13 protein-coding genes are annotated in these 15,360 nt (G+C 72.6%); 3 read left to right on the top strand and 10 right to left on the bottom strand.

Going from position 1 to position 15,360, the window contains the following annotated elements; genetic code table 11:
- Positions 1-121: 121 nt before the first annotated feature.
- From ACLBXO_RS06400 to ACLBXO_RS06390, 3 genes are read left to right on the top strand one after another with little or no spacing between them, the layout of a single operon-like run.
- A complete protein-coding gene (locus ACLBXO_RS06400) occupies positions 122-961 on the top strand; it encodes an FAD binding domain-containing protein (protein WP_447684845.1) in 840 nt (279 codons plus the stop codon).
- Positions 958-3,693, top strand: coding sequence for a molybdopterin-dependent oxidoreductase (locus tag ACLBXO_RS06395; RefSeq protein ID WP_447684844.1), 2,736 nt, complete (start codon positions 958-960; stop codon positions 3,691-3,693). Before ACLBXO_RS06400 ends, ACLBXO_RS06395 begins: the two co-directional genes overlap by 4 nt.
- Positions 3,693-5,033: an NCS2 family permease gene (locus tag ACLBXO_RS06390; RefSeq protein ID WP_447684876.1), complete on the top strand. Its 1,341-nt coding sequence runs from the start codon at positions 3,693-3,695 to the stop codon at positions 5,031-5,033. The genes ACLBXO_RS06395 and ACLBXO_RS06390 overlap by 1 nt, the downstream gene beginning before the upstream one ends.
- Before the next feature lie 16 nt (positions 5,034-5,049).
- Here ACLBXO_RS06390 and ACLBXO_RS06385 read toward each other — a convergent pair whose 3' ends face one another.
- From ACLBXO_RS06385 to ACLBXO_RS06340, 10 genes are all read right to left on the bottom strand, one after another.
- Positions 5,050-5,496 (bottom strand): PTS sugar transporter subunit IIA, encoded by a 447-nt coding sequence (locus ACLBXO_RS06385; protein WP_447684843.1) that lies wholly within the window; start codon positions 5,494-5,496, stop codon positions 5,050-5,052.
- 45 nt (positions 5,497-5,541) lie between these two features.
- Positions 5,542-6,270 carry a response regulator transcription factor gene (locus tag ACLBXO_RS06380; protein ID WP_447684842.1) on the bottom strand — a complete coding sequence of 243 codons (729 nt, stop codon included), beginning with the start codon at positions 6,268-6,270 and terminating at the stop codon, positions 5,542-5,544.
- Positions 6,267-8,984, bottom strand: a complete 2,718-nt coding sequence (locus ACLBXO_RS06375) for an ATP-binding protein (RefSeq protein ID WP_447684841.1) — start codon at positions 8,982-8,984, stop codon at positions 6,267-6,269. The genes ACLBXO_RS06380 and ACLBXO_RS06375 overlap by 4 nt, the downstream gene beginning before the upstream one ends.
- A gap of 219 nt (positions 8,985-9,203) precedes the next feature.
- Positions 9,204-9,809: a K(+)-transporting ATPase subunit C gene (locus tag ACLBXO_RS06370; RefSeq protein WP_447684840.1), complete on the bottom strand. Its 606-nt coding sequence runs from the start codon at positions 9,807-9,809 to the stop codon at positions 9,204-9,206.
- A gap of 22 nt (positions 9,810-9,831) precedes the next feature.
- Positions 9,832-11,922: a potassium-transporting ATPase subunit KdpB gene (kdpB, locus tag ACLBXO_RS06365; RefSeq protein ID WP_447684839.1), complete on the bottom strand. Its 2,091-nt coding sequence runs from the start codon at positions 11,920-11,922 to the stop codon at positions 9,832-9,834.
- Between the two features lie 101 nt (positions 11,923-12,023).
- Complete coding sequence (locus ACLBXO_RS06360; RefSeq protein WP_331312420.1) at positions 12,024-12,218, bottom strand: hypothetical protein; 195 nt, start codon at positions 12,216-12,218, stop codon at positions 12,024-12,026.
- 1 nt (position 12,219) lies between these two features.
- A complete protein-coding gene (gene kdpA / locus ACLBXO_RS06355) occupies positions 12,220-13,935 on the bottom strand; it encodes a potassium-transporting ATPase subunit KdpA (RefSeq protein WP_447684838.1) in 1,716 nt (571 codons plus the stop codon).
- Positions 13,936-13,956: 21 nt separating this feature from the next.
- Positions 13,957-14,046, bottom strand: a complete 90-nt coding sequence (locus ACLBXO_RS06350) for a K(+)-transporting ATPase subunit F (RefSeq protein WP_020091582.1) — start codon at positions 14,044-14,046, stop codon at positions 13,957-13,959.
- Positions 14,047-14,528: 482 nt separating this feature from the next.
- On the bottom strand, positions 14,529-14,669 hold the full coding sequence (locus ACLBXO_RS06345; protein ID WP_331312418.1) for a hypothetical protein: 141 nt from the start codon (positions 14,667-14,669) through the stop codon (positions 14,529-14,531).
- A 351-nt stretch (positions 14,670-15,020) separates the two neighbouring features.
- Positions 15,021-15,230 (bottom strand): hypothetical protein, encoded by a 210-nt coding sequence (locus ACLBXO_RS06340; protein WP_331312417.1) that lies wholly within the window; start codon positions 15,228-15,230, stop codon positions 15,021-15,023.
- Positions 15,231-15,360: the final 130 nt, after the last annotated feature.

Genomic DNA, 15,360 nt, shown 5'->3' with positions numbered 1-15,360 from the left:
CCTAGGCCGACGCGCGTGGGGGCGCCAAGGCTCGAAAGCGTCGCCGCGGCTTGACCGCAGCCTCATGTGACCGGGCATAGTGCAGGGCCGGGCCGAACCGGCTCCGGACCGGCGAGCGGGCATGGACCTCAACACGATCGAGACCGTCGTCCGGCCGCGGAGCCGGACTGAGCTCCCGACTTGGGCGGACGGCGATGCCTGCCTGGGAGGCGGGACGTGGCTGTTCTCCGAGCCCCAGGTCGGGATGCGGCGCCTCGTCGACCTCGCGGCGCTCGGATGGGTCCCGCACGCGGTCGACGCGGAGGGCCTCACCCTCGCGGCGACCTGCACCATCGCGCGGCTCGACCGGCTGGAACTGCCGCCGCACTGGAACGCGGCGCCGCTGGTCAGCCAGTGCTGCCGCGCCCTGCTCGGCTCGTTCAAGATCTGGAACGTGGCGACCGTCGGCGGCAACGTCTGCCTCGCCCTCCCGGCCGGGCCGATGATCGCCCTCGCGACGGCCCTGGACGCGACCTGCACGATCTGGTCCGCCGACGGGACCGAGCGGGACCTCCCGGTCCTCGACTTCGTCCTCGCGCCGCAGCGGAACGCCCTCGCGCCGGGCGAGATCCTGCGGAGCCTGTCCATGCCGGCCGCGGCGCTCGCGCGCCGCACGGCGTTCCGCCGCATCAGCCTCAGCCCGAACGGGCGCTCGGGCGCGCTGCTGATCGGGACGCGCGGCGCGGACGGTGCCTTCGCGCTCACGGTCACGGCCTCCGTCAAACGCCCGCTCCGCCTCGCCTTCGACGGACTGCCGGGTCCGGCCGAGCTGGTGCGGGCGCTCGACGAGGCGATACCGGACAGCCTCTACCACGACGACGTCCACGGGCGGCCCGACTGGCGCCGCCACATGACCCGGCACTTCGCCGAGGAGATTCGCGGGTCGCTCGACGCGGCGCCGTCGCTGGGAGCCGCGTCATGAAGCTCACGATCAACGGGGCCGCGCATGAGGGTGCGCCGCGGGCGGGGCAGTGCCTCCGGACCTACCTGCGCGAGGCCGGCTGGTTCGGCGTCAAGAAGGGCTGCGATGCCGGCGATTGCGGCGCCTGCACGATCCATCTCGACGGCGAGCCCGTCCACAGCTGCCTGGTGCCGGCCTTCCGCGCCGAGGGACGGAGCGTGACGACCATCGAGGGGCTGGCCGGTCCGTGCCGGGCCGACGCGGCCGAGCCGGCGGCGTTCCACCCGATGCAGGAAGCCTTCCTGGCGGCCCAGGGCTTCCAGTGCGGCTTCTGCACGCCCGGCATGATCATGACGGCGGCGAGCCTCGACCAGGGCCAGAAGCAGGATCTCGGCACCGCCCTGAAGGGCAATCTCTGCCGCTGTACCGGATACCGCGCCGTGCGCGAGGCCATCGCGGGCAGCGCGCGCTCGGTCGAGAGCGGCGACCTCGGCGATCCCGTGGGCCGCAACCTCGCGGCACCGGCCGCGCCGCTGGTCGTGTCCGGTCGCGCCCGGTTCACGATGGACGCGCCGCTCGGCGACACGCTCCATCTCAAGGTGCTGCGCTCGCCCCATGCCCATGCCCGGATCGTCGCGATCGACGCGACGGCGGCCCGCGCCGTGCCGGGCGTGGTGGCCGTGCTGACCCACGCCGACGCGCCGACGCGCCGCTTCTCCACCGCCCGCCACGAGGACCCGCGGGACGACGCCTCCGACACGCGGGTGCTCGACCCGATCCTGCGGTTCGTCGGGCAGCGCGTCGCCGCCGTGGTGGCGGAGACGGAAGCCGCCGCGGAGGCCGGATGCCGCGCCCTGCGGGTGACCTACGAGGTTCGTCCGGCGCTCGTCGATCCGGAACGCGCCCTCGAGACCGACGCGCCCCGGGTCCACGACGCGCGGGACCGCCCGGGCGAGGACGCACCGCCCCTCGAACAGCACCCCAACCTCGCCGGCGAGCTGCACGGCGCGGTCGGCGACGTGGAGGCGGGCCTCGCTGAGGCGGACTTCGTCTACGCCGGGACATACCGGTCGCAGCGCGTGCAGCACGCCGCCATGGAGACCCACGGCTGCATCGGCTGGCGCGCCGAGGACGGCCGCCTGACGCTGCGCACCAGCACTCAGGTGCCGTTCCTGACCCGGGACGCGCTGGCGGACCTGTTCGGCCTGGAGACGGACGCGGTGCGCGTGGTCTGCGCCCGGGTCGGGGGCGGCTTCGGCGGCAAGCAGGAGATGCTGACCGAGGACCTCGTCGCCCTGGCGGTCCTGCACACCGGGCGCCCGGTGCGCTGGGAGCTGACCCGCCGGGAGCAGTTCGTCGGGACGACGACGCGTCACCCGATGCGGGTGGACGTGAAGGTCGGCGCCCGCCGGGACGGCACCCTCACGGCGCTCAGCCTCGACGTCCTGTCCGATACCGGCGCCTACGGCAACCACGCGGGCGGCGTGATCCACCACGCCTGCCACGAGGTGCTGGCCGCCTATGTCTGCCCGAACAAGCGGGTGAGCGGCCGCGCCGTCTACACCCACACGGTGCCGGCGGGGGCCTTCCGCGGCTACGGCTTGAGCCAGACGATCTTCGCGCTCGAATCCGCCCTGGACGAGGTCGCCCGCGCGCTCGGCCTCGACCCGTTCGCCCTGCGGCGGCGCAACGCCGTCAAGCCGGGCGACGCCATGGTGTCGAACAGCCTGGAGCCGCACGACGTGGTGTTCGGCAGCTACGGGCTCGACCAGTGCCTGACCCTGGTCGAGGAGGCGCTGCGGGCCGATCCGGGACCCGAGCCGGAACCCGGTTGGCGCGCCGGGACCGGCATGGCGATGGCGATGATCGACACGATCCCGCCGCGCGGCCACCACGCCGACGCGCGGGTGAGCCTGGAGGCCGACGGGCACTTCACCGTGCGGGTCGGGACGGCGGAGTTCGGCAACGGCACCAGCACGGTGCATCGGCAGATCGCGGCCTCCGCGCTCAACGCCGCGCCGGAGCGCGTCCGCGTCGCGGGCGCGGACACGGATCTCGTGGCGCACGACACCGGCGCCTACGGGAGTACCGGCACCGTCGTGGCGGGTCTCGCGACGCTGCGGGCCGCCGAGGCGCTCGCCGTCCGGATCCGCGCGCGGGCCGCGGAGATCGCGGGGGCGGCCCCGGAATCCTGCCGCCTCGACGGTGCGCAGGTCGAGACACCGGCCGGCCCGGTGCCGCTGGCGGCGGTCGGTCCCCTGGACGCGACCGGACGGGCCGACGGCAGCCCGCGCTCGGTGGCGTTCAACGTCCACGCCTTCCGGGTTGCGGTCGATCCGGTGAGCGGCGCGGTGCGGATCCTCAGGAGTGTGCACGCCGCCGACGCCGGGCGGGTGATCAACCCGATGCAGTGCCGCGGCCAGGTCGAGGGCGGCATCGCGCAGGCGCTCGGCGCGGCGCTCTACGAGGACGTCCAGGTCGCCGCCGACGGGAGCCTCGTCACGCAGACGTTCCGCGACTACCACATCCCCGCCTGCGCCGACGTGCCCGACACCGAGGTCCTGTTCGCTGACACCCACGACAGCGTCGGCCCCCTCGGGGCCAAGTCGATGAGCGAGTCGCCGTTCAACCCGGTGGCGGCGGCGCTCGGCAACGCCATCCGGGACGCGACCGGGGCTCGCCTGACCGCGACGCCCTTCGCGCCGGACCGGATCTACCGCGCCGTGGCTGTCGGCCGGACCGGGCTCGCGTGATGGATCGCGCGCGGGACGCGGTGCCGGCCGCGAGGCCGGGCTTCCTGGAACGCACCTTCCGCCTCGCCGAGCACGGCACCACCGTGCGCACCGAGCTGCTGGCCGGGCTGACCACCTTCCTGACGATGGCCTACATCGTCTTCATCAATCCGAGCATCCTGGGGGATGCCGGCATGCCGCGCGGCGCGGTGTTCGTGGCGACCTGCCTCGTGGCGGCGCTCGGCTCGCTGATCATGGCGCTGTGGGCCAACTACCCGATCGCCCTCGCGCCCGGGATGGGGCTCAACGCCTACTTCACCTACGTCGTGGTCCAGCAGCTCGGCTTCAGCTGGCAGGCCGCCCTCGGCGCGGTCTTCATCTCGGGCGTGTGCTTCCTGATCGTCACGCTGACCGGCCTGCGCGCGCTGATCGTCGACGGGATCCCGCGCTCGATGCGGATCGCCATCACGGTGGGGATCGGCCTGTTCCTGGCGATCATCGCGCTCAAGAATGCCGGCCTCGTGGCGGCGAGCCCGGCGACCTTCGTCACCCTCGGCGACCTGCACAAGCCCGAGGCGATCCTGGCGGTGCTCGGCTTCCTGATGGTGGCCGTCCTCTCCGCCCGGAAGGTGCGGGCGGCGCTCTTGTCGAGCATCCTGACCGTCACGGCGCTGAGCTTCGTCTTCGCGGGCAACGCCTTCCAGGGCGTCGTCTCCCTGCCGCCCTCGATCGCCCCGACCCTGTTCGCCCTCGACATTCCGGGCGCGCTCTCGGCGGGCCTGCTCAACGTGATCCTGGTCCTGTTCCTGGTGGAGCTGTTCGACGCCACCGGCACGCTGATGGGCGTGGCGAGCCGGGCCGGGCTCCTGACCGACGGACGGATGCGCCGCCTAGACCGGGCGCTGATGGCCGATTCCGTGTCGGTCTTCGCGGGCTCGCTCCTCGGCACGTCGAGCACCACGGCCTACTTGGAGAGCGCCTCCGGCGTCGAGGAGGGCGGACGCACCGGGCTCACAGCCGCCACCGTGGCGGTGCTGTTCCTCGCCTGCCTGTTCTTCGCGCCGCTCGCGGGCGCGGTGCCCGCCTACGCCACGGCGCCGGCGCTGTTCTACGTCGCCTGCCTGATGCTGCGCGAGCTGGTCGAGCTCGACTGGGACGATATCACCGAGGCCGTGCCGGCCTGCGTCACGGCCCTGTTGATGCCCTTCACCTACTCGATCGCCACCGGCGTCTCCTGCGGGTTCATCACCTACGCGGCGCTGAAGCTCTTCGCGGGGCGTGCCCGGGAGGTGAAGCCGATCGTCTGGGTGATCGCCGCGGTCTTCCTGTTCAAGTTCGTCGAGACCGGCGGCGCGCACTGACGGCCGCGCGGCGCCCTTACCGGCCCGTGGCGGCCGCGTAGAGCGCCGCCGCGTCCCGGGCGCCGCGCATCGCGGCGGCGGCCCCGGGGTCGCGCAGGCGCCGCGCCACGCAGGCCAGCGCGTTCAGCGCCTCGCCCTCGGCGGCGGTCGGGAGCAGCAGCAGGACGACGAGGTCCACGGGCCGATCGTCGACCGCGTCGAAATCGATCGGGTCGCGGAGCCGGGTCAGGATCCCGTACGGGCGCGCGATCGCCTCGAGCCGCGCGTGCGGCAGGGCGACGCCGTCGCCGACCCCGGTCGAGCCCAGCGTCTCGCGCCGGATCAGCGCGGCGAGGATCGTCTCCGGGGCGAGGCCGAGGGCGCCGGCGGCGCGGCGCGCCAGCTCCTCGAGCAGCGCGCCCTTGCCGGCGGCGCGCAGGCCGACGAGCGCGTCGGAGGGCGCGAGGATCCGATCCACGGTCATCGCGCGGGATCGCGGGCGCTGGAGCACATCGGGTCGTCCTCGGGATCAGTGGGCGGTCGCGCCGCCGGCGCCGCGGTGCGGCGGAGCCGGCTCGTCGTCGGGCGCGCGCAGGCGGTAGCCGACACCGGTCTCGGTCAGCAAGATCCGCGGGCGCTCGGGATCCGCCTCCAGCTTCTGGCGGAGCTGGCGCACGTAGACGCGCAGGTATTGCGGGTCGGACGAGGACGGCACCGAGCGCATCAGCTGCGCGTGGGTGAGCACCTTGCCGGCATGCAGGACCAGGACGCGCAGGAAGTCGTACTCGCGCGGCGTCAGCTTCACCTCGGCCTCGTCGATCTTCACGATCCGGCGAACCAGATCGACCGAGAGGTTGTCGACGCGGAAGATCGGCCGCTCGCCCCGCGCGGCGAGCTGGTGGCGCATGGCGGCGCGCAGGCGCGCCAGCAGCTCCGCCATGCCGAACGGCTTGGTCACGTAGTCGTTGGCGCCGAGATCGAGCGCCTCCACCTTGCCGCCCTCGTCGTCGCGGCTCGACAGGACGACCACCGGGAGGTCCGGATGGCTCGCCCGCACCGACCGCAGCAGGTCGTGGCCGCGCATGTCGGGCAGGCCGAGGTCGAGGATGACGAGATCGACGCCCTCGCGGCCGAGCAGCGCCAGGGCCGTCCGGCCGTCGGGCGCCTCCAGGATGGCGTAGCCCTGGGTAGCCAGGCCCATGCGGAGAAGCTTGCGGATCGGCGGCTCGTCGTCGACGACCAGGACGGTGGGGCTCATGCGGCGATGTCCCTGGGCGCGCTCCGGGCCGGAACCGGCAGGCTGACCGTGAAGCAGGCCCCGCCGCGGTCGCGGCGATTCTCGGCGGTGACGGTGCCGCCCATCGCCTCGACGAAGCCCCGGGAGATCGCGAGGCCCAGGCCGGTGCCGGCCCGGACCCGGTCGCCCTTCCGGACGCGGTAGAACTTGTCGAAGACGCGCTCGACATCCGCCTCGGGCAGGCCGTCGCCCTCGTCCAGCACGGCGATCCGGACCCGGTCGTCCGCGCGGCGCGCCCGGACCGTCACGGTCGAGCCCTCCGGCGCGTACTTGGCGGCGTTGTCGAGGAGGTTGACCAGGACCTGCTCGAACAGGACCGGGTCGAGCGCCAGCGCCGGCAGGTCGGACTCGACCTCCACGGCGACGCGGTGGTCGGCCAGGATCTTCTGGGTGCGGCGCAGGGCGGTGTCGACCGCCTCGGCGACGTCCTGGGCGGAGAGGTTCGGCGCCACCGCGCCGGCCTCCAGCCGCGTCATGTCGAGGAGGTTGGCGATGAAGCGGTTGAGCCGCTCCGATTCTTCGATGATCGTCGCCAGCAGCTCCGCCTTCGCGTCCGCGGGCAGCGCCGCCTCGAGGTCGCGCAGGGTGCTGGCCGCGCCGAGAACCGAGGCGAGCGGCGTGCGCAGGTCGTGGCTGATCGAGGTGAGCAGCGCCTGGCGCAGGCGGTCCGTCTCGGCCGCGCGCTCGGCCCGGTCGAGATCCTCCACGAGCCGGACCCGCTCGATGGCGAGCGCGCCCATGTCGGCCAGGGCGTCGAGGAGCCGGCGGCCCTCCGGCGACAGGATCGGCCCGGTGCCGTCGGAATCGAGGCCGATCACCCCGATCGTGCCGCGCCCGGTTCGCATCGGCAGGAACAGCCGCTTGGCGCCCGGCAGCGTGTCGGCACCGCGTCCCGCGGGCCGGTCATTGTCGAACGCCCACTGCGCGGCCGCCAGGTCGGCCTCGTCGAGCATGTCCTCGGGCGGGTAGCCGGCCCGGACGGTCACGGCCTGGCCGTCGGGCAGGAGGAGGACGACGCGTACCTTCAGCATCGCGGCGACCTGGGCGCAGGTCGCCCAGAGCACGTCGTCGAGGGTGCCGCAGGCGGCGAGCTTCCGCGAGAAGCCGAACAGCCGCTCGGTGGCCCGCGCCCGGCCCTGGCTGACCACCGCGACGCGGCGCGCGCGGGAGGCGAGGTTCGAGACCAGGACGGCCACGAGGGTGAAGAGCAGGAAGGCCGCGACGTTGGTCGGGTCGGCGATGGTGAGCGTGTAGACCGGCGGCAGGAAGAAGAAATTGTAGGCGAGCGAGGCCGCCACGACCGACGCGAGCGCCGGTCCGAGTCCCCAGCGCACCGCCACCGCCACGACAGCGGTCAGCAGGAACAGGTCGGCGTTCTCGACGCCCGCGTAGGGCTCCGCGACGATGGCCGCGCCGAGGCCCGCGGCGATCGCCGCCAGCGCGATCGCGTAGGGCCGCGCGTCGAGGCCCGACCGCGGCGCGGCCACCGCCACGGCGCGGCGCGGCTGCGTCTCGTCGGGGACGGCCTCGCCGGGGACGACGTGCACGCTGATGGCGCCGCTGCGCCGCACGAGGTCGTACACCACCGAGCCGTTGACCAGCTCGAACAGCCACGAGCGGTTCGCCTTGCCGACGACGATGTGATTTACGTTGGCCGAGCGCGCGTAGTCGAGCACGTCGTCGGCGATCCGGCGCCCGCCCGGCAGGGTGACGGCGTCGCCGCCGAGGCGATCGGCCAGCCGCAGGGCCTCGGCGATCCGGTCGCGCTCGACCTCGCTCAGGGCCGCCGCCCGCGCGCCCTCGATGGAGAGCGCCGTCCAGGGCGCGTGCAGGCGGTCGGCGAGGCGCTTGGCGTGGCGCACGAGGCCGGCGGAGCGGGGATCCTCGTTCACGCAGACCAGCACGCGCTCGCCCGCAGCCCAGGGGCCGGCGATGGCGTTGGCCCGCATGTGGCCGAGCAGCTCGTCGTCGACCCGGTCGGCGGTGCGCCGGAGCGCCAGCTCGCGGAGCGCCGTCAGGTTGCCGCGGGAGAAGTAGTGCTTGAGCGCGCGCTCGGCGTTGGTCGGGACGTAGACCTTGCCGTCCTTCAGGCGCTGGATCAGGTCGTCGGGGTTCAGGTCCACCACCTCGATGTCGTCGGCGCGGTCGAGGACGCCGTCCGGCACCGTCTCGCGCACCCGGATTCGGGTGATCGAGGCGACCACGTCGTTGAGGCTCTCGACGTGCTGGATGTTGAGGGTCGTGAGGACGTCGATCCCGGCGTCGAGCAGTTCCTCGACATCCTGGTAGCGCTTCGGGTGGCGCGAGCCCGGAGCGTTGGTGTGGGCGAGCTCGTCGACCAGCGCGAGGGCCGGCCGGCGGGCCAGCAGGGCGTCGAGGTCCATCTCCTGGAGGACGGTGCCGTGATAGGGCACCGCCCTGCGGGGGATCGTCTCGAAGCCGTCGAGCAGGGCCTCGGTCTCGGCCCGGCCGTGGGTCTCGACGACACCGACCACGACGTCGGTCCCCGCCTTCAGCCGCGCCCGGCCGATGGTCAGCATCTCGTAGGTCTTGCCGACGCCCGGGGCGGCGCCGAGGAACACCTTGAGCCGGCCGCGCGTCCGTTCCTCCCGGCGCGCCGCTTCGAGCAGGGCGTCGGGAGAGGGGCGGGTCGGGTCGCGGCCGGTCTCGGGCATGGTCGCCATCTTAGCAAAACGCCGCTGACATCGCGGGATCGTCGCGTCATCGCGAGCGGAGCGAAGCGACCCGGGGCAGCGGTACTCCGCTGGACGTCCCGCTGCCGGATTGCCGCACTCCGCCTCCGCTGTCGACCGCCCCTGCGTCGTGTCTGTCAGGCCGATCGACAGCGGTCCGGCCTGACACGGTGTCACCCCGGGGCGGCTGTCGGGCGCGCCTCAGCGCCCTGCGAGCCCGTCGACGGCGAGGTTCAGCGCGAGGACGTTGACCCGCGGCTCGCCCAGGATGCCGAGGGTGCGGCCCTCGATGCGGGCGGTCACGAGGTCCCGCAGCCTGTCCTCCGGGATAGCGCGGGCCTTGGCGACGCGGGGAACCTGGAAGTAGGCGGCCTCGGGCGAGATGTCCGGGTCGAGGCCGGACCCGCTGGTCGTGACGAGGTCGACCGGGACCGGGGCGGCCGGATTCTCGGCCTTCAGCGCGTCGACGTCGGCCTTCACCCGCTCCGCCAGGGCGGCGCTCGTCGGGCCGAGGTTCGTGCCGGAGGAATTGGCCGCGTTGTAGGGCGCCGGCACCGTCTTCGCGGCGTCGGCGGGGTCCGGCGCCGTCGTCGCCGAGGGCCGGCCGTGGAAGTAGCCGGCACCGGCGAAGTTCTGGCCGATCAGGCCAGAGCCGATGACCGTGCCGTCGCGCACGATCAGGCTGCCGGCGGCCTTGGCGGGGAAGATCGCGCCGGCGAGGGCGGTCATCGCGAGGGGGTAGGCGAGGCCGGTGATCGCCGTCAGGGCGGTGAGCAGGAACAGGGCGGGGCGGAGCTGTTTCAGCATGGCGGGTCTCCGAGGGACCGGTTCAGACGAGGTGGAGGGCACTAACGGCGAGGTCGATGGCCTTGATGCCCACGAAGGGCACGAGGACGCCGCCGAGGCCGTAGATCAGGAGGTTGCGGCGCAGGAGCGCGGCCGCGCCGACGGCGCGGTAGGTGACGCCGCGCAGGGCGAGCGGGATCAGCGCCACGATGATCAGCGCGTTGAAGATGATCGCCGACAGGATCGCGCTCTGCGGCGAGGCGAGGCCCATGATGTTCAGAGCCTGGAGCTGCGGGTAGAGGCCCAGGAACATCGCCGGGATGATCGCGAAGTACTTGGCCACGTCGTTGGCTATCGAGAACGTCGTCAGCGCGCCGCGCGTCATCAGCAGCTGCTTGCCGATGCCGACGATCTCGATGAGCTTCGTCGGGTCGCTGTCGAGATCGACCATGTTGCCGGCCTCGCGGGCCGCCACCGTGCCGGTGTTCATCGCGACGCCGACATCGGCCTGGGCCAGGGCGGGGGCGTCGTTGGTGCCGTCGCCGCACATGGCGACGAGCTTGCCGTCCGCCTGCTCCTTGCGGATCAGCGCGAGCTTGTCCTCCGGGGTGGCCTGGGCGAGGAAATCGTCGACGCCGGCCTCGGCGGCGATCGCCGCCGCGGTCATCGGGTTGTCGCCGGTGATCATCACCGTGCGGATGCCCATCTGGCGCAGCTCGGCGAAGCGCTCGCGGATGCCGCCCTTCACGATGTCCTTGAGATAGACGACGCCGAGCAGGCGGCCGTCCCGGGCCACCGCGAGCGGCGTGCCGCCGGCCTTGGCGATCTCCTCCGCGATGGCGCGGGTCTCCCTGACGGCGCCCGTCTCCGCAGCCGGCTGGAAGGCCAGCGCGGCGCTGGAGGCGCGGCTCGCCACCGGCTGACCGGACAGGGACGCGATCACGGCGTCGACCGCGCCTTTGCGGATCGAGGCGCTCTCCAAATCGACGCCCGACATCCGCGACTGCGCGGTGAACGGCACGAAGGTGGCGTTCAGCGCGGCCATGTCGCGGGCGCGGATGCCGTACTTCTCCTTGGCCAGGACCACGATCGAGCGGCCCTCCGGGGTCTCGTCCGCCAGCGAGGCGAGCTGCGCGGCGTCGGCGAGTTCCTGCGCGCTCACGCCGGAGACCGGGCGGAACTCGGTGGCCTGCCGGTTGCCGAGCGTGATCGTGCCGGTCTTGTCGAGGAGCAGGGTGTCGACGTCGCCCGCCGCCTCGACGGCGCGGCCCGACATGGCGAGCACGTTGAAGCGGACCAGCCGGTCCATGCCGGCGATGCCGATCGCCGAGAGCAGCGCGCCGATCGTCGTGGGGATCAGGGTCACGAACAGGGCGACGAGGACGATAACCGGGATCGCGCCGCCCGCGTAGCTCGCGAAGCTCGGGATCGAGGCCACCGCGAAGACGAACACGATGGTGAGCCCGGCGAGCAGGATGTTCAGGGCGATCTCGTTCGGCGTCTTCTGCCGCGATGCGCCCTCCACCAGCGCGATCATCCGGTCGACGAAGGTCGAACCGGCCGCGGCCGTGATGCGGACCTTGATCTCGTCCGAGAGAACCTGCGTGCCGCCTGTCACGGCCGAGCGGTCGCCGCCGGATTCGCGGATCACCGGGGCGGATTCGCCCGTGATGGCGGCCTCGTTCACGGAGGCCACGCCCTCGATCACCTCGCCGTCGGAGGGGATGAGGTCGCCGGCCTCGACCAGGACGACGTCGCCGACCTTGAGGGTGGTGCCCGGCACCGTCTCGTAGGCCCGGCCCGCTCCCTTGAGGCGCTTCGCCGTCATCTCGGTGCGCGTCCGCCGCAGGCTGTCGGCCTGGGCCTTTCCGCGACCCTCGGCGAGGGCCTCGGCGAAGTTGGCGAAGATCAGGGTGAACCACAGCCAGAGGATGATCTGGCCGGAGAAGGCGAGGTCGCTGCCGCCGGTGACGAGGTCGCGGGCGAACAGCACGGTGGTCAGGAGAGCCACGACCTCGACCACGAACATGACCGGGTTGCGGATAATGGCCCGCGGATCGAGTTTCCGTACCGAGCCGAGGAGGGCCGGTCCGATGAGGGCGGCGCTGAACAGGGATGACGTCTGACGAGACATGGGGAATGTCCGGAGGAGAGATGGAAGTGAGGCTGCCGTCCTCGCGAGCGGAGCGAAGCGATTCAGGGCTGCGCCGCGCTCGCGATGACGGTCGCGAAGGCTCAGCCCCAGGCGCCGAGGGTCAGCGCGTGGGCGGCCAGCAGGGCGAAGCCGCCGAGCAGGACGACGCCGAGGAGCGCCAGCACGAGGTCCGACGTCCGCAGGGTCTGGGTTCCGGCACGGCCGGGGCGATACGGCCGACGGTGCAGCACGAGGTGGTGGCGCGCGACGCGCCGGGCGGGGAGGGCGCGCGGCATCTCAGCCCCCCGTCGCGAAGGTCTGGCCGGCCGCGCCCGCGAGGTGCTCGACCACGGGGCCCAGCGCCAGCGAGGGGAAGAAGGTCAGGCCGCCGATGATCAGGATCACGCCGACGAGGAGGCCGACGAACAGGCCGCCATGGGTCGGGAACGTGCCCGCCGAGGCCGGGACCGTCTTCTTGGCGGCGAGCGAGCCCGCGATCGCCAGCACCGGGATCTTCACGAAGAACCGGCCGACCAGCATCCCGATGGCGAGCGTGCTGTTGTAGAACAGCGTGTTGGCCGTCAGCCCGCCGAAGGCCGAGCCGTTGTTGGCCGCCGCCGACGTGTAGGCGTAGAGGATCTCCGAGAACCCGTGCGGGCCGGCATTGGCCGGGCCGGCGAGGCCCGCCGGCACCACCGTCGCGAGCGCCGTGAAGCCCAGCATCATCAGCGGCAGGCAGAGGATGCCGAGCATGGCCATCTTCACCTCCTTCGCCTCGATCTTCTTGCCGAGGTATTCGGGGGTGCGGCCCACCATCAGGCCCGCGACGAAGATCGCCACGATGACGAAGATCAGCATGCCGTAGAGGCCGGCGCCGACGCCGCCGATGATGATCTCGCCGAGCTGCATGTTGAGCAGCGGGATCAGGCCGCCGAGCGCGGTGAAGGAGTCGTGCATGGCGTTGACGGCGCCGCAGGAGGCCGCCGTGGTGATCACCGCGAACAGCGCCGAGGCGGCGATGCCGAAGCGGGTCTCCTTGCCCTCCATGTTGCCGCCGGTCAGCCCGAAGCTGTTCAGGACGGAGCTGCCGTGGGCCTCAGCCCAGTAGGTGACGAGGACGCCCGCGAGGAACAGGATCCCCATGGCGCCGAGGATCGCCCAGCCCTGCCGCTCGTCGCCGACCATGCGGCCGAAGACGTTGGTGAGGGCAGCGCCGAGCGCGAAGATCGAGACCATCTGGACGAGGTTCGACAGGGCGGTCGGATTCTCGAACGGGTGCGCGGCGTTGGCGTTGAAGAACCCGCCGCCGTTGGTGCCGAGCATCTTGATCGCCACCTGGCTCGCCACCGGTCCGAGCGCGATGGTCTGGTGGGCGCCCTCCAGCGTCGTGGCGTCGGCGTAGGCGCCGAGCGTCTGCGGCATGCCCTGCCAGACGAGGAACAGCGTGTAGGGCACGCAGATCGGCAGGAGCACGTAGAGGGTCGCGCGGGTCACATCGACCCAGAACGAGCCGATCGTGCCGGAGGACGCGCGGGCGAACCCGCGGATCAGCGCCACGGCCACCGCGATGCCGGTCGCCGCCGACAGGAAGTTCTGGTGCGTCAGGCCCAGCATCTGGGACAGGTACGACAGCGTGGTCTCGCCGCCGTAGGACTGCCAGTTCGTGTTGGTGATGAAGCTGGTCGACGTGTTGAACGCGAGGTCCGGCGCCACCGCGGCTTGGTCGGCCGGGTTCAGCGGCAGCACCGCCTGCAGCCGCAGGATCGCGTACAGCACCGCGAAGCCCAGCACGTGGAACAGGATGACCGCGCCCGTATAGGCGAGCCAGTGCTGCTCCTGGCGGTCATCGATGCCGGACACGCGGTAGAGCCCGCGCTCGATCGGTCCGAGCACGGGCGAGAGGAGGGTGCGCTCTCCGGTGAAGACGCGGGTCATGTACGACCCGAGGGGCTTCACGAGCGCCAGAACGATCGCGCAGTAGAGCGCGATCTGGATCCAGCCGTTGAGGGTCATGGGGGAGATCCTGCGGGCCGCTCAGAACCGCTCGGGGCGGACGAGGGCGTAGGTGAGGTAGACGAGGAGGCCAGCGGTCACGCAGGCGCCGAGGGCGAGGTCGAGGGTCATGGCGGCCTCGCTCAGAGCCGATCGCAGGCGGCCGCGTAGCCGGCCGCCGCGGCGAAGAAGGCGAGCCCGCCCGCGAGGAAGACGATGTCGAGCATGGTGGTCAGGTCCGGTTCGGCGGACCGGACGCGGAGGCTCCGCGACCGGCCTTGGCCGAGGGACAGTGTCGCCGGGAACCGCGTTAGGGTTCGAGCGAGGACCGGGCCGGAACCTATAAGGGCCGCGTTAGGATAAGGCGCGTGCGCCGAAGCTGGCGCGCAGGCCTGCGCAGGCCGCCGGAACGGTCAGCCAGGCCGCGCCCGGGCAGAGGGCGCGCCACCGCGCGCGGTCCAGCCGGAGCACGCCGGCCTCGCGGCCGAGGACTCCGCCGTAGTCGAGGCCGCAGACGCCGCAGCGACCCGCCAGCGGCGCGAGAGAGCGGGATGCGAGCGCGGTGCCGGCCATCGGCGGCGCGGCGCCGCGATCCGCGGGCGAGGCTCCGAGGCTCACCGGCCCTGCAGGGGTTCGAAGACGTTCAGCGCGAGCAGTGCGAGGGACACAGCGGACCAGCCGCCGAGCGCGACGACCATCAGCGCGAAGACGTGGTCGGCCCTGCACTCGGCGAGGATGTGGCGGACGATTCGCATGCGGAAGCTCCATCCGGGCCGGTGCCCGATGGCGCGACCACGGCCTGATCAGCCGTGAGGGACCAAGACGCGCGCGGGGCGTCCGGCATAGGGATCTCATCAGGAGCAGGCGCCGGCGCGTCCGTCAGGCCCAGGAAGCTCGGGTCGAGCTCGTGCAGGAAGCAGGGTGGCGAGCTGTACGATCCGAACTCCGGATCGTCGGAGACCGGCGATTCCGGGACGGTTTCAGGCGCTCGAGTCGGATCCGACGGCATCACACGGCCCCTCCGGGAGCGCCCCGCACGCGGCCGGCCACGCGGGCCGTGCGCCGCGCCCGACCACGAGCTGGGCCGTGGCGAGTCGGGCTCGACCTCAGACGGTCGCGATCTCGGGCTGCTCGGTGGAGTTGAACACGACCTCGCCGGTCCGCTCGCAGACCACACTCACCGAGGTCGCCCCGTTCTCGCGCTGCTGCACGGGGAGCTGCGCCAGCGCGTAGGCCGTCGCCGCCTCGAGATCGCACGGCCAGAGTTTGGTGAAGCTCTCGCGCTTTCCGCGGCGAAAAGTGATTTTGTAGGCCATCATTTCCTCCGTTTTCACGGAAGATACACCTTCTCGACCTGCTGCGACGGCGCCCCGAGACATGGCACCGATGCGTTCCGGGCGGGCATGTCAGGCGCGGGCGGACAGACCGGCAACAGACGGGCCATCG

This window comes from Methylobacterium sp. C33D, assembly GCF_053345825.1.
Note: the sequence above shows the minus strand (reverse complement) of the source record. Positions and strands in the feature narration are given on the sequence as shown.

Bases quoted from the DNA above. Each gene is read 5' to 3' on its own strand.
- ACLBXO_RS06400 (WP_447684845.1), top strand. From the start codon at position 122: ATGGACCTCAACACGATCGAGACCGTCGTCCGGCCGCGGAGCCGGACT.
- ACLBXO_RS06395 (WP_447684844.1), top strand. From the start codon at position 958: ATGAAGCTCACGATCAACGGGGCCGCGCATGAGGGTGCGCCGCGGGCG.
- ACLBXO_RS06390 (WP_447684876.1), top strand. From the start codon at position 3,693: ATGGATCGCGCGCGGGACGCGGTGCCGGCCGCGAGGCCGGGCTTCCTG.
- ACLBXO_RS06385 (WP_447684843.1), bottom strand. From the start codon at position 5,496: ATGACCGTGGATCGGATCCTCGCGCCCTCCGACGCGCTCGTCGGCCTG.
- ACLBXO_RS06380 (WP_447684842.1), bottom strand. From the start codon at position 6,270: ATGAGCCCCACCGTCCTGGTCGTCGACGACGAGCCGCCGATCCGCAAG.
- ACLBXO_RS06375 (WP_447684841.1), bottom strand. From the start codon at position 8,984: ATGCCCGAGACCGGCCGCGACCCGACCCGCCCCTCTCCCGACGCCCTG.
- ACLBXO_RS06370 (WP_447684840.1), bottom strand. From the start codon at position 9,809: ATGCTGAAACAGCTCCGCCCCGCCCTGTTCCTGCTCACCGCCCTGACG.
- kdpB (WP_447684839.1), bottom strand. From the start codon at position 11,922: ATGTCTCGTCAGACGTCATCCCTGTTCAGCGCCGCCCTCATCGGACCG.
- ACLBXO_RS06360 (WP_331312420.1), bottom strand. From the start codon at position 12,218: ATGCCGCGCGCCCTCCCCGCCCGGCGCGTCGCGCGCCACCACCTCGTG.
- kdpA (WP_447684838.1), bottom strand. From the start codon at position 13,935: ATGACCCTCAACGGCTGGATCCAGATCGCGCTCTACTGCGCGATCGTT.
- ACLBXO_RS06350 (WP_020091582.1), bottom strand. From the start codon at position 14,046: ATGACCCTCGACCTCGCCCTCGGCGCCTGCGTGACCGCTGGCCTCCTC.
- ACLBXO_RS06345 (WP_331312418.1), bottom strand. From the start codon at position 14,669: ATGCGAATCGTCCGCCACATCCTCGCCGAGTGCAGGGCCGACCACGTC.
- ACLBXO_RS06340 (WP_331312417.1), bottom strand. From the start codon at position 15,230: ATGGCCTACAAAATCACTTTTCGCCGCGGAAAGCGCGAGAGCTTCACC.